Genomic DNA, 12,875 nt, shown 5'->3' on the forward strand with positions numbered 1-12,875 from the left:
ATGGTCATTGGTAAAAACCTCAAAAATATTAATGAAGAAAACAACTTCTTCTATCTAACCTTAGCACTAGTGATTTTGTTGCTAGGGAGTGCGATGGCACAAGTCGTAGGTGAAGGGACGATTGAACACATACTTCAGGCTTTCACGGTTCTGACGTTTATCGTCTGTTTTGCGAGCCTTCGCTTTGACAAAACCTGGTCTCGTTTCCTCTATAGCCTGTTTGGTGTTTGGGTTCTTGTGATTGTGATCAAGACCGTTTTCGACATCAGAGAGATGAATGTGGTGATGCTTGCCCTCACCTTTGCGTTCTTTTTCGGCACTTTTAAATCCATCGCAAGACAGATTCTTTTCACCGGCCATGTCAACAGCAACAAAGTCATTGGCTCGGTCGCGCTTTTCTTGCTGCTTGGTCTGATGTGGGCGATTGCCTACCTCATTCTGCTTGAGTTTTCGCCTGAAGCCTTTACCGGTATGGAAGCGATTTCTTGGGGGCAGAACTTCTCCAATGCAGCGTATTTCAGTTTCGTTACCTTAACCACGCTCGGTTATGGCGACATTAGTCCTCTAACACCACTGGCTCAAGTCGTGGTGTATTTAGAGGCCATCACAGGTGTTTTTTATATGGCGATTGTTGTTTCAAGTCTCGTCAGTTCTAACATTGATCATCAGGTAAACAAAAATGGATAAACAATCGGTAAAAATCGACAGTAAGCTTTTCATCAGTAATATGGTGGAATCGGCAATACGCATTGGCTTGATCTTTGTCTTGCTGATGTTTACGTACGACATCATCAAACCCTTCATCCTTCCGGTTATTTGGGGCGCTATTATAGCCGTCGCTTTAATGCCGCTTACCCAAAAATTGCAGCGTGTATATGGTGGTCGTAGAGGCTTGGCAGCCACAACCATTGCTTTACTTGGTATTGCCCTCCTTGTCACGCCACTTGTTATGGTATCAGGCTCCATTGTGGATGGTGCAACGCACGCGCTTGAAGTACTACAAAATGGACAAGTGAAAATACCAGGGCCAAAAGCTTCCGTAGCGGATTGGCCTATCGTGGGTGATAAGCTCTACGAAGTGTGGACCCTATTCGCTACTAATCTTGAACAAGCTATTCAAACCTTTATGCCACAAATAAAGGCAGGGCTCACATCTTTACTGGGTACACTTGGGGGCGTATTGGGAAGTTTACTGCTTTCAATCTTGTCACTTGCGATTGCAGCAGGTTTCATGACGTACTCTGAATCTGCGGTATCAGGCCTAAGAACCATCGCGATTCGAACCGCAGGTGAAAACGCAAAAAGCTGGACCACGCTTATCGCAGCGACAATTAAAAGCGTACTGCTTGGCGTAGTCGGTGTAGCGGCGATTCAAGCACTGTTGATCGGTGCTGGTTTCTTCGTATTTGGCGTTCCGGCAGCAGGTTTACTCACACTGCTTCTAATGATTTTATGTATCGCTCAGCTCCCGGCGTTGCTCGCTGTGCTACCTGTGATTGGCTTCATGTACATGACCCAAGACACCTCAACAGCAACCATGTTTACTGTTTGGGTCGTAGTTGCGGCTCTTTCTGAAAACCTGTTCAAACCAATGTTAATGGGACGTGGCGTCGACGTGCCAATGCCTGTGATTCTGCTCGGTGCCATCGGTGGTATGCTTTTCTACGGCATCGTTGGTCTGTTCTTAGGTGCCGTTATCCTAGCAATTTGGTATGAGTTATTTGTTTGGTGGTTAAGCATTGAGAAAGCACAACAGCAAGAAGAAATGGCAGAACAACAAGACGCTTCTAATGACCAATCAGAACCTGGACACGGTGCAGGCATATAATAAATCAATAAGTTAGAAATAAATTTAATCTATAACTTATGATATCAAACCGCTGCATTTCAGCGGTTTGATTCTATTTGGATCACAGTTTCGTCGTAATAAATGCGATAAAAATGACGTTCTTGTTAAATTTTCATACTTATTACACTTGGGAGTTGCAATCGGGCAATGAACGATGCACTCTCGATGACCACTAATTTGCTTAGGATAAAAACAATGAAATTGATCAAGCCTTTAACTTGTGCGCTTGCTCTCGCAATGAGTGGCATGGCATTCGCAGATGTAACCGTGAGTGTTCCTGACAACGTTTCAGTATTAGCGGCTAACGGTGAAAAAGCAGATCTTTCGGGTGGTTTTTTCGCCTCTGAAAGAACACTGACGTTACCTGATGGCCTTAACCAAGTCGTATTTCGTTTCGCCCCTTACTTCAACCAAGGTAATGACCGTTTAAGTGTTGAAAGCGATGTTATCGTTACACGATTTGACGCGACCAATGCCGAACTCACTCTACAAATGCCAGAATACCGCAACCTACGTGATGCGGAAGAGAAGATCAAAGACTTAGATTGGAAACTGGTTGATGATTCTGGCAACGCAATCGCGGTTGACCAGGACAAGTTGCTCAAACCGGGTATGCAAATCGGTCGTGATTACGTGCGTGAAATCGAAGATTATAACCAAGCTGGCGGTGCAGCAGCCGTGGCTTTTGCTGGCGCAGCAACCATGCAGCCAGTCACGCTTCCTGCAAAGGTTCCTGCGGATATGAAGCAAGTGAGAGCAACTGCGGTTAAAGCGGATTCGACAGCTGAAGAGATGCTGCACTTCTGGTACCAAAAAGCAGACGCAGAAACCAAAGCTCGCTTTAAGAAATATGTTAATCAACAGTAAATCTGGTTAACTTTATCGATATTAAAAAAGCCACTTCACGTGGCTTTTTTGATCAAAAATTAGGAAGCTTGGACAACTTTAGTATTGGCGATCAAGTCATGCAACAATCGTCGCTCCGGATGAAAGAACAACAATGCCAAATTTACCAACGGGATCCCCGGAATGAGCATCTCCAGCAAGTAGCTAATAACAAGCCTTAACCCTGCTGTAACTTTCGTTGCCTTACTATCATTTTTCATTACAACTTTAATACCAATCATGCGCATACCAATGGTTTGCCCATGACTCAATGCATTCCAGTTGATCATTAAAACCGTTGGTAAAGAAAGCAAGTAAAACGCCTGAGTTTCACGAACAAGCGTGAGGTTATCTGCTAAAGAGAGCTGAAAGTCGTTAAGAAAAGAGTTAATACTCAATGCGATGATTAACACGACCACCATCGCAAAGAGCAGGTCGATAAAACCAGCAATGATTCTCTGTTGCTTGCTCGCGATAAAAGCATACATGGACTTCAGTCACCTCAATGTAATTGGTTAAGCGAGAATGACTGAGTGTACAGACGCGCAATGGTGAGCGCAGTTTAGGTATTGCCAACATAATATTCAACTAAGAACATACTAAATCGCGGTCGTATCTCAAAAGTAATCATTACATCTTGAGCATAACCGTATCAATTTAACAAAACGCTACCAGTAACGTTCGTAAATGATATTTCCCCCAGTTTGATGGCGATACTTTTCCAAGCCTAGCTCTTGTAAAACGGGCACGGTATCTTTGATCATTTGTGGATTCCCACACATCATGACAAAGCTACGCTGAGCTGAGAATGGCGCATCAGCGGCGTTGGACAGTAAACCCAATTCGATGAGTTCAGGAATTCGGCCTTGTAATTTACCATCAACCACTTCCCTGCTGACTATCGGTATATACTTTAATCTGCCTTCATATCGTTGCTGAAGCTGTTCAATTAGGTATTTATAAACCAGATCTTTTTCGAAACGAACGGCATGAACCAGCACAATGCGCTCATTGTGAGGCGGTAAGTTTATATCATCCAGCAGCGACAAAAACGGTCCAATCCCCGTACCTGTAGATAGCAGCCACAGGTCATGAGCCTGTTTAGGAATAGAATCATGGATTAAATCGCCATGTGCGGTGGTACCGACATAAATGCTATCACCAGATTTAAGCTTTTGGAGCCGTGGAGAAAGTTGTCCTTGAGGGTCGGCTACTATTAGAAACTCCAACCAATCGAATTGCTCGCTTGGCGCATTAACCACAGAGTAAGCGCGGCTGATCGGCTTACCTTCATCATCAAGCAAAGCAAGCTTGGTGAATTGGCCAGCTTTAAAGGAAAGAGGCGCGCCAGATATTCTCAAACTGAACAGCTCACCTGTCCAATCGATGCGTTTCTCAACTCTTGCGAGGTTGAAACCTTTGAGTTCAATCATGAGACACCTCCTATCTGGTTACTCTTAGTTAAACTTACGCCTTCAACTCGATTATGTAAAGTTTCTGGTTTACATAATCAAACCACTATTTCATTTCACATTTTAAAAACAATTTTATTACATATTAAATGATTACATCTAGAATAAATGCTCAAAGTGATAAGTCGCGTCGCAATTTGTGGCAAAGCAGATGAAAAAGGAGCAATAAAAATGGACACACTGTTAAAGGACTTTCCCGTTATCACAGAGATAAAAGTCGCATGGGGTGAAATGGATGCTCTGCAACACGTTAATAACGTGGTCTATTTTCGCTACTTCGAGACCGCACGTTTAGATTACTTCAACAAAATTAACCTGCTGGTCGACCTGCAGACCTCGCAAATTGGGCCAGTACTGAGCGAGACTCAATGCCGCTACAAATTGCCTGTTACTTACCCAGACACGCTATTAGTCGGTTCTCGCGTAATCGACATGCAAGAAGATCGCATCACGATGGAGTACCAAGTGCTGAGTAAGAAGTGGGGTAAAATTGCGACCATCGCGACCGCCACTGGTGTGATGTTTGATTTTAAGAACAACGTTAAAGCTGCGATTCCAGATCACGTTCGCCAGTCGATTTTAGACTTGGAAGGAACCGTGGGTAGTACGCATCATTTGGAGTAGCAATAAACGAGAGATTAAAGGCGAGGTTCCCGACAGCGCTTCTTCATCGCTATCGGGAATGATGCTGAGGTACCATTCCAACTTACGCAATAAGAAAACTCGCGTCATTCTAATGAGCCTAAAGTGAATCATTCGAAACCTCGCTAAACGTAACAGTAGAGCGACTCTTTCAGCCTACGCGATAAGAAAAGCTGCGTCATTCTAGCGAGCCATAGCGAGACTAAGAATCTACTTACCGCTTGCTGCAGACCATAAAGCCATGAATAAACTCAATACAATCTGAGAGTAGATTCTGAATCACGCTCGTTCCTCGCGGTTCAGAATGACGGTTCGAGTTTGGCTCTGATCTCTACAAAACCATCTAAAAAGCGATTCCAGAAGAACCTATGTGACCATACGGAATTTCGCTTTAGACGTAACAGTAGAGCTACTCTTTCAGCCTACGCGATAAGAAAAGCTACGTCATTCTAGCGAGACGAAGAATCTACTTGCCGCTTGCTGCAGACCATAGAACCATGAATAAACTCAATACAATCTGAGGGTAAATTCTGAATCACGCTCGTTCCTCTCGGTTCAGAATAACAGTTCGAGTTTGGCTCTGAGCTCTACAAAACCATCTAAAAAAGCGATTCCAGACAAGCCTAAGTGACCATCCGAAATCTCGCTTGAGACGCATCAGCAGCGCGACTCTTCCAGCCTACGCGATAAGAAAAGCTGCGTCATTCTAGCGAGCCATAGCGAGACTAAGAATCTACCTTACCGCTTGCTGCAGACCATAAAGCCATGAATAAACTCAATACAATCTGAGAGTAGATTCTGAATCACGCTCGTTCCTCTCGGTTCAGAATAACAGTTCGAGTTTGGCTCTGAGCTCTACAAAACCATCTAAAAAAGCGATTCCAGATAAACCTATGTGACCATCCGGAATCTCGCTTTAGACGCATCAGTAGAGCGACTCTTCTAGCCTACGCGATAAGAAAAGCTGCGTCATTCTAGCGAGCCAAAGTGAGACTAAGAATCTACTTGCCGCTTGCTACAGACCATAGAGCCATGAATAAACTCAATACAATCTGAGGGTAAATTCTGAATCACGCTCGTTCCTCTCGGTTCAGAATAACAGTTCGAGTTTGGCTCTGACCTCTACAAAACCATCTAAAAAAGCGATTCCAGATAAGCCTAAGTGACCATCCGGAAAATCACTTTGGACGTATCAGTGGAGCGACTCTTCCAACCTACGCGATAAGAAAAGCTGCGTCATTCTAGCGAGCCAAAGCGAGACTAAGAATCTACTTACCGCTTGCTGCAGACCATAGAGCGGTTAGCAGAACGTCTCGATGTACAGCGCTTCGACTTTGTCCCGCGCCCATTGCGTTTTGCGCAGGAACTTCAGCGACGATTTGATTGAAGGATCTTTCTTGAAACAGTTCACACGAACGCGCTCATACATGCCATTCCAACCAAAGTGTTCAACTAGTCGGGTGACGATTTTCTCTAAACTCAACCCGTGAAGTGGGTTATTCGGCTGCTGTTGGCTCATGCTATTGATCCGGTAAAGTGAAGTTGCGCGCTAATCTAACTCAAACTCGCCGTGCAACCTAATGTTTTAACCTTGAATTGGCCTACGACTCTCCCCTATAGTAGCCCAAACTTCTTAAAAGCCCTTTTCACAATGAAAGCCCTCAACGACCTCAATATTTTTGTCGAAACCGCGCGCCAAGGCAGCTTTTCAAAAGCCGCTAACAGCATGGACATGACACCTGCCGCCATTAGCGCATCGATTAAGCGTCTTGAAGGGCAAATCGGTTTCCCGCTGTTTGTGCGTTCTACCCGAAGCCTGCGTTTAACCTCAGAGGGCGAACTGTTTTTAGACAAAACCACGCAAGCGTTGGCAACATTGCAAGAGGGGTTGGATCAGATCTCAAGTGCGCGTGGCGAGTTATCTGGTCAACTGCACATTACTGCGCCCTCCGATTTTGGTCGCAATATGTTGCTCGATTGGGTGGATGAGTTCATCGATCTCTACCCAAATGTTTCCATAAAACTAGAGCTGTCCGATAGCTTGACGGATATGTACACCAAGCCTGTCGATATTGCGATTCGCTACGGCGAGCCGGCCGACTCCAATCTGGTCGTGTTGGCTTTGTGTGGGTCAAACGAACGGATCTTATGTGCATCGCCAGAGTACGTAGCCACACATCCAGAACTCACCTCTCCTGCCGATTTAACGCAACACAACTGTTTGTGCTATATGGTCGCGGATTCGGTCTACAACAAATGGACGCTCACGCGTGACGGCGAGAAAGAACAAGTCGTGGTCAGCGGTAACTTGATGAGCAACGATAGTGACTTGCCACATCGGTTAGCGATCAAAGGCAAAGGCATTGCGAATAAATCGTTGATGGACATCAGCCGAGACTTAATCGAGGGAAGATTGGTGCGAGTGTTACCAGAGTGGGATTGCGGCCCAGTGCCACTCTACATGGTGTGTGCCGATCGTCGCTTACTAACGCCAACGATTCGGACTTTCCGCGACTTTATCCAACAAAAATGCTGCCAACAACGCGCCAACGTGCTGGCAACCTTCTGTCATTAGGCGATAAATCGAAGAGGACGAATCTGGGTATATTCAACCCAATCGTTCTCTTCCAATGTTTCAAGAAACGTCGCCATGTGCGGGCTTTGCAAATGCTTATCCAAGGCCTCTTGCGATGCCCAAATTTCTTGGAATATAAATAGGCCTTCAACTTTTTCGTCGAGATACAACTCGTATTGGCAACAGCCTTCTTCTTTGCGAGTTGGCTCTAGTAAACCAGAAAGCAAATTCGCCACCTGATCCTTACGGTCTGGATAGGCTTTAACTTCTGCGACTAAGTGGATCATCGTTTTATCACTCTTTTGCGATTTATATATTGATTACAGGGTTCTACGTAACCTGCAAGTAAGCTTGAATTAGATCTCGGTGAATACGGTTTCTGCGTCCCAGCGAGACTTTGGCGTTTTCGCGTTGAAGTCATCTTCCGCGTGGTAGCCAAGCGGCACGATTACAACGCTAGTGTAACCTTTTTCACGCAAGCCAAATTCTTCATCCAGCACTTTTGGATCAAACCCTTCAATTGGCACTGCATCAATTTCTAGCGTCGAAGCACCCAACAGCAACGTACCTACGTTGAGGTAAACTTGTTTCTCCATCCAATGGTTTGCATCTTTCAGATCAAAACGGTGCATGTTCACAAAGTAGCTACGACCACCGCGCACAGCCGCTTTCGCTTCTTCAGTTGGGAATCGACCATCTTTTTCTTCTTGCACCATTAGCGCTTCAATGTAGTCGTTATCAATGCCTGTTTTCGCACAAAACACCAATACGTGAGAAGCGTTGAGAATCTTCGCCGCGTTAAACGCGTAATTCTCTTGCGCCGCTTTAGCGATGCGCTGTTTGCCTTCTTCTGTGCTTGCCAGAATGAAATGCCAAGGCTGGGAGTTCACACTCGATGGACTAAAACGAATCAGCTCTTTAACTGCGTCGATTTTTTCTTGAGATAGCTTGCGCGTTGAGTCAAACACTTTCGTTGAGTAACGAGATTTTGCAGCTTGTACGATATCCATGAGGTTCTCCAATTAATGAATTTAAGCTGTGTAACAGCATAACCTCATGAGATAAAGGGAAAAACCGATTTCGATTAAAAACATTTTCAAAATAAATTTGAAAATAAAACGATAAGAAAGGCTTTGAGCGTTCTCACTGAATTTCTTCATCTTTTCGGCAATAATGCATGTTTGCTCGCAACCAAACTCAACTCATGCTGCCTCAAGATAACGTTATTACATCCTTTCTGTGCAAAAAGCTCGGTCACAATCACCTTCGAATTGCCGGCGAATATTGGCACATTGAGAAGTTGGTGGCCTTGCAATGCATGATGTTGAAAGAAGCGCCTAACCTCCAGGAAGGGCTGCTTTGGTGGAGTAAAAGTGTCTCATTATTCGACCGCCGTTTGTACGTCACATTTCAACATGGTGATGCCCAAATCCATCTGCAAGTAGAATGCAGAACAGCCGATATGCCAAATTGGGCGGAGTCGGTGTTTGGCTTGCTCAAAATGCAGTTGGAGACGCTTGAGCTAAGTGAATCAATACAAGTACAAGTTCAAGCCAGCAATCCACTCGCGGCCGATATTTTTCTAGGGGAAACGCGAGATTCTAAAACCAGTTCAAGCGTGTTTGAACTGGTGAAACATGTTTATTTGCTGCTTTCTCACCAACCAATTGAACAGCCAGAATTGCTGAGTGTTTTGAACGCCTTGTTCATCAAAAACAGTAATTACGCGCTCAAGTTAGAGCAAGCGGCAAGGCAACTGGGCGTCTCCAAACGCACCTTGCAACGTCGACTGCAAGAAAAGCAAATGAGCTACTCTCAATGCGTTGATTTCGCTAAAAGAAAGCAAGCACTCACTTTGCTTGCCGACACCCAACTCACAACGCAGCAAATCGCCTATCAACTTGGTTATGAAGAACCTTCGAACTTTCACCGCACTTTTCGTCGTTGGTATCCGTTTTCACCCATGCAATATCGCCAGCAGTGCTTAGATAACCGCACTCATCTCAACAACCAACCCATCCGCTTGTACTACGCCAAAGCGAATACTTTAGCCGATAACGACATTGACCAACCCGTCGGTAAAATCTGGATGGAAGTGGATAATATTGCGTTTGAAAAAGTGGTCTCCGTTGAATGTCGAGACCGTGATGGCACGTGGCGTCGCTACCCAGCCTTCTTCGAGCGTTTTTTGAATAATGGCACCGAACTATGGGCGACAACAGAGCTTCCTGTCGCACATCCACTGACCTTTAGACTGTGTTATGAAGTCGATGGTGAGCGCTACATTGATAACAACCACCAGCGTGATTACGTGGTCTCCAAGGGGCTTTTAATTGGCGCAACGGAATACATTGTCCCGACTCGGCAGCTTATTAATATTGGGGCGCAATACACGCTCTTTGTCGAACTGGCATGCCGACTTGAAAACGTTGCGAGGATTGACTGTTACGTCGATGATGCCCCTACACCTCACGTAATGCGCTTGACCCAACACTCGCTACATTATGCTTGTTGGGTGCTGCAATTATCGCTCACTCAAACTGCAAAGCAGTGCCGTTTCCGCCTTTATGATGAATCCGACAACGAGCTCGCGAAAGAGCATTACCCGATACAATATCCTATTGTGCAACCGATCAATTAAAACTGTCGGTCAGATCAAAATCGTCTCTTCGTGACATCATTTCACGTCTTTTTTGGCGTGAAATGACACTCTCAATTTCAAACCTTTGCTTTATCGTTTCTGCATTGCTGCATAACGGAGGCAAAGACCGTGTTTGAAACTCTACCTAACTCAATGAATAAAATAAAAATACTTCCTTTAGCGATCGCACTTGCTCTTTCTGGCTGTGGAAGCGACGAAACCACACCAATCGATACAGGAAGCCACGTGGCATCTCCTGATTGGCAAGACCAGATCATTTACTTCTTGATGATCGACCGTTTTAACGACGGCGACAACACGCTTAACGATCAAGGTCAGAATGAGTACGATCCTACCTCAGACAAAAAATTCAGTGGTGGTGACCTGGTTGGTGTCAGCGACAAACTGGGCTACATCGAAGACCTAGGCGCAACCTCTATCTGGATTACTCCGCCAGTGGCAAACCAATGGTGGGATGCAGAACAAAACTATGGTGGCTACCACGGTTACTGGGCGCGTGACTTCCAAAAAGTGGATGAGCACTTTGGTGACATGGAAAGCTACCAAGCGTTAGCACGCGAAGTGCACGCTCGTAACATGTTCTTGATTCAAGACATCGTGACCAACCACGTAGGTAACTTCTTCACTTACGATGACCCATACAATTACGATCCTAGCCTACCTTGCCAAGGTTTCCGTTTGATTGAAAATGCGCTACCAGCAGGACAAGAACTGCCTTACCCGCTCAACAAGAATGAGTGTAAAGAAGATGGCACAGGCAGCTACCACTGGACGCCAAGCATCACCGACCACAACGATCCGGTACAAGAAAAAACCTGGCAGCTCTCTGATTTGGATGACCTTAATACGTCCGATCCTGAAGTACGCGCTTATCTAAAAGAGAGCTACCGAAAATGGATTCGCGAAGTCGGCGTTGACGGTTTCCGTATCGATACCGTGAAGTTTGTTGAGCACGATTTCTGGAACGACTTCTTGCACGCCGACGATGGTGTGATGACTCAAGCGGTTGATACTGGTCGCGATAACTTCCTGACCTTTGGTGAAGTCTTCGAAACATCTACGCCTTACAACACAGAAGGCGAAGAGAAGATGCTGACTTACATCGGCGAAAGCGGCTCGCCGGAGCAGTTAACCTCGGTGTTGAACTTCCCATTGCAAGCAACCATGACTCGCGTGTTTGCAGCAGGACAACCGACCGATTACCTACGCTTCCGTCTTGAAAAAATGATGGCGATGTTCCCGAATCCATACATCATGCCGAACTTCATTGATAACCACGATATGCCACGTTTTCTATCACAAGGCAGTGTCAATGATATGAAGCAAGCGCTGATCACAATGATGGCTGTGCCGGGTATCCCTGTGATTTACCAAGGGACAGAGCAGGCGATGTCAGCGGCGCGCGATGCGATGTTTGCTGGCGGTTACCGTGAAGACGGCGACTACGTAGATTCATTCGACCAAAACAGTGAGATGTACTTGTTTATTCAAGAACTTGCCAAGCTACGCACTGAAAACAAAGTCATGACACGCGGCGAAATGAAAGTCATTGGCAGCGATAAAGCTGGTGCAGGTGTGTTCGCCTTTACCCGCACTTTGGATAACGACGAAGTCTTAGTGGTAATGAACACATCTAACTCCCCAATGTTGATGAACCAACTCGATGTAGAGCAAGCGGGCGGCACCGTTTTCCAACAACAAATCATGTCGAACTGGGCAGAAGCTCCAGAACAGTTAATCGCCGATGAAAACGGTCACGTAACCCTTGAGCTACCAGCCAAATCTGCCGTGATTTACTCGAAAACTAACGACATCCAATCGGTAGAGACCCCAGTTCTCAACATCCAACTGGCACAGGATTGGGAAGGACAAACCATCACTGATGACATCGTGATTACTGGTACTGCTAACGCAAACGAGAAATTGAACCTTGTCGTGGACGGTAATCTAGAAACCGCACAGGCCATTACCGTGGGCGCTGACGGTCAGTTCAGCGTGACTTTATCTACCCGTCACTTTGCGATTGGCGAACAGCAACACCGCTTCGCGATTTACTCCACGGAGAAGAAAGCAGGCATTGAAGATGTAAACTTTGTGTCGGACTTAAGCTGGTCAAACACGCCAGACGACACTATTGATGACGCAGGCGATGCGCAAGATGGCATGGGCGGTCCTAACGGTAACTACTCGCTACCAACGGATCCAACGTTCGATAAAGATAACAGCCAACTCGCAATCAACAAAGCTGAGGTATTTACCGTCGGCAGTAACGTGCGCTTGACCTTCACTATGGACAAGATCACCGATACTTGGTTGCCACCAAACGGCTTTGACCACGTTGGTTTCACCATCTTCATTGATTTACCGGAAGAAGCGGCAACCAACCTAACGGAACTGCCTAAGATCAACGCTTCTATGCCAAGCGGAACATGGAGTCGCAATGCCGTGGTCTTCGGCTGGCAAAGTTCGATTTACAACACTCAAGGCGCAAACGCGACGACATGGGGAGAAGCCGTAACGCCAGCACCAACAGTGACAGTAGACAAAGCCAACAACACCATTTCAATGGACTTTGCTAGCGATGCACTAGGCCGCCCAGATTCGCTCGATGGTATCCGCTTCTATGTCACGACTTGGGACTTAGACGGCCTTTCGGCAACTTACCGTCCGCTAGAACAAGACAAAGGCCCTTGGAACTTCTCCGGTGGCGCATCGGATGAAAGTAAGATTTGGGACGATTTACCAATCATCACCTTGTCGGAATAAACCGTTAAATAAAACACCGCCCAG

12 protein-coding genes are annotated in these 12,875 nt (G+C 45.9%); 7 read left to right on the forward strand and 5 right to left on the reverse strand.

Translation table 11 applies throughout. From position 1 onward, the window contains the following. The 3 genes from R7E38_RS00735 to R7E38_RS00745 all read left to right on the forward strand — a co-directional run bounded on the left by R7E38_RS00735 (nt 1) and on the right by R7E38_RS00745 (nt 2,716). Complete coding sequence (locus tag R7E38_RS00735) at nt 1–687, forward strand: potassium channel family protein (protein WP_017634413.1); 687 nt, start codon at nt 1–3, stop codon at nt 685–687. Continuing rightward, nucleotides 680–1,828: an AI-2E family transporter gene (locus R7E38_RS00740; RefSeq protein ID WP_318081638.1), complete on the forward strand. Its 1,149-nt coding sequence runs from the start codon at nt 680–682 to the stop codon at nt 1,826–1,828. The genes R7E38_RS00735 and R7E38_RS00740 overlap by 8 nt, the downstream gene beginning before the upstream one ends. Nucleotides 1,829–2,044: 216 nt before the next feature. Then, nucleotides 2,045–2,716 carry a DUF2057 domain-containing protein gene (locus R7E38_RS00745; RefSeq protein WP_017634411.1) on the forward strand — a complete coding sequence of 224 codons (672 nt, stop codon included), beginning with the start codon at nt 2,045–2,047 and terminating at the stop codon, nt 2,714–2,716. Nucleotides 2,717–2,775: 59 nt separating this feature from the next. Here R7E38_RS00745 and R7E38_RS00750 read toward each other — a convergent pair whose 3' ends face one another. Both R7E38_RS00750 and R7E38_RS00755 read right to left on the reverse strand, forming a co-directional pair. Next, nucleotides 2,776–3,222: an RDD family protein gene (locus tag R7E38_RS00750; RefSeq protein WP_005374936.1), complete on the reverse strand. Its 447-nt coding sequence runs from the start codon at nt 3,220–3,222 to the stop codon at nt 2,776–2,778. Between the two features lie 180 nt (nt 3,223–3,402). Then, nucleotides 3,403–4,167, reverse strand: a complete 765-nt coding sequence (locus R7E38_RS00755) for a ferredoxin--NADP reductase (protein WP_085569401.1) — start codon at nt 4,165–4,167, stop codon at nt 3,403–3,405. Nucleotides 4,168–4,377: 210 nt separating this feature from the next. On the opposite strand from R7E38_RS00755, the gene R7E38_RS00760 reads away from it, so the two are divergent. Next, nucleotides 4,378–4,830, forward strand: a complete 453-nt coding sequence (locus tag R7E38_RS00760) for an acyl-CoA thioesterase (protein WP_005374933.1) — start codon at nt 4,378–4,380, stop codon at nt 4,828–4,830. Between the two features lie 1,318 nt (nt 4,831–6,148). Here R7E38_RS00760 and R7E38_RS00765 read toward each other — a convergent pair. Beyond that, nucleotides 6,149–6,367: a VF530 family DNA-binding protein gene (locus R7E38_RS00765; protein WP_005374929.1), complete on the reverse strand. Its 219-nt coding sequence runs from the start codon at nt 6,365–6,367 to the stop codon at nt 6,149–6,151. A 132-nt stretch (nt 6,368–6,499) separates the two neighbouring features. Here R7E38_RS00765 and R7E38_RS00770 point away from each other — a divergent pair, with 132 nt between their 5' ends. Then, the gene (locus R7E38_RS00770; protein WP_005484216.1) at nt 6,500–7,423 is read left to right on the forward strand and encodes a LysR family transcriptional regulator; all 924 of its coding nucleotides are present in this window, start codon (nt 6,500–6,502) and stop codon (nt 7,421–7,423) included. Here the strand turns inward: R7E38_RS00770 and R7E38_RS00775 are convergent. Both R7E38_RS00775 and R7E38_RS00780 read right to left on the reverse strand, forming a co-directional pair. Beyond that, nucleotides 7,420–7,710, reverse strand: coding sequence for a putative quinol monooxygenase (locus R7E38_RS00775; protein ID WP_226082756.1), 291 nt, complete (start codon nt 7,708–7,710; stop codon nt 7,420–7,422). The two genes, R7E38_RS00770 and R7E38_RS00775, sit on opposite strands and share 4 nt — an antisense overlap. 69 nt (nt 7,711–7,779) lie before the next feature. Then, nucleotides 7,780–8,433, reverse strand: coding sequence for an oxygen-insensitive NAD(P)H-dependent nitroreductase NfsB (locus tag R7E38_RS00780; RefSeq protein WP_017820149.1), 654 nt, complete (start codon nt 8,431–8,433; stop codon nt 7,780–7,782). Between the two features lie 167 nt (nt 8,434–8,600). Here R7E38_RS00780 and R7E38_RS00785 point away from each other — a divergent pair, with 167 nt between their 5' ends. Then, complete coding sequence (locus R7E38_RS00785; RefSeq protein ID WP_226082754.1) at nt 8,601–10,064, forward strand: helix-turn-helix transcriptional regulator; 1,464 nt, start codon at nt 8,601–8,603, stop codon at nt 10,062–10,064. Between the two features lie 129 nt (nt 10,065–10,193). Further along, entirely contained in the window at nt 10,194–12,851 is a 2,658-nt protein-coding gene (locus tag R7E38_RS00790) for an alpha-amylase family glycosyl hydrolase (protein ID WP_238852976.1), read from the forward strand. Nucleotides 12,852–12,875: the final 24 nt, after the last annotated feature.

Origin of the sequence: Vibrio sp. Vb2131 (assembly GCF_033338535.1) — a bacterium.
Classification (GTDB): domain Bacteria; phylum Pseudomonadota; class Gammaproteobacteria; order Enterobacterales; family Vibrionaceae; genus Vibrio; species Vibrio alginolyticus.

What these genes read in the sequence shown, in the direction of transcription:
- R7E38_RS00770 (WP_005484216.1), top strand. Translation starts at nt 6,500, where the DNA reads ATGAAAGCCCTCAACGACCTCAATATTTTTGTCGAAACCGCGCGCCAA.
- R7E38_RS00775 (WP_226082756.1), bottom strand. Translation starts at nt 7,710, where the DNA reads ATGATCCACTTAGTCGCAGAAGTTAAAGCCTATCCAGACCGTAAGGAT.
- R7E38_RS00785 (WP_226082754.1), top strand. Translation starts at nt 8,601, where the DNA reads ATGTTTGCTCGCAACCAAACTCAACTCATGCTGCCTCAAGATAACGTT.
- R7E38_RS00760 (WP_005374933.1), top strand. Translation starts at nt 4,378, where the DNA reads ATGGACACACTGTTAAAGGACTTTCCCGTTATCACAGAGATAAAAGTC.
- R7E38_RS00755 (WP_085569401.1), bottom strand. Translation starts at nt 4,167, where the DNA reads ATGATTGAACTCAAAGGTTTCAACCTCGCAAGAGTTGAGAAACGCATC.
- R7E38_RS00780 (WP_017820149.1), bottom strand. Translation starts at nt 8,433, where the DNA reads ATGGATATCGTACAAGCTGCAAAATCTCGTTACTCAACGAAAGTGTTT.
- R7E38_RS00750 (WP_005374936.1), bottom strand. Translation starts at nt 3,222, where the DNA reads ATGTATGCTTTTATCGCGAGCAAGCAACAGAGAATCATTGCTGGTTTT.
- R7E38_RS00745 (WP_017634411.1), top strand. Translation starts at nt 2,045, where the DNA reads ATGAAATTGATCAAGCCTTTAACTTGTGCGCTTGCTCTCGCAATGAGT.
- R7E38_RS00735 (WP_017634413.1), top strand. Translation starts at nt 1, where the DNA reads ATGGTCATTGGTAAAAACCTCAAAAATATTAATGAAGAAAACAACTTC.
- R7E38_RS00740 (WP_318081638.1), top strand. Translation starts at nt 680, where the DNA reads ATGGATAAACAATCGGTAAAAATCGACAGTAAGCTTTTCATCAGTAAT.
- R7E38_RS00765 (WP_005374929.1), bottom strand. Translation starts at nt 6,367, where the DNA reads ATGAGCCAACAGCAGCCGAATAACCCACTTCACGGGTTGAGTTTAGAG.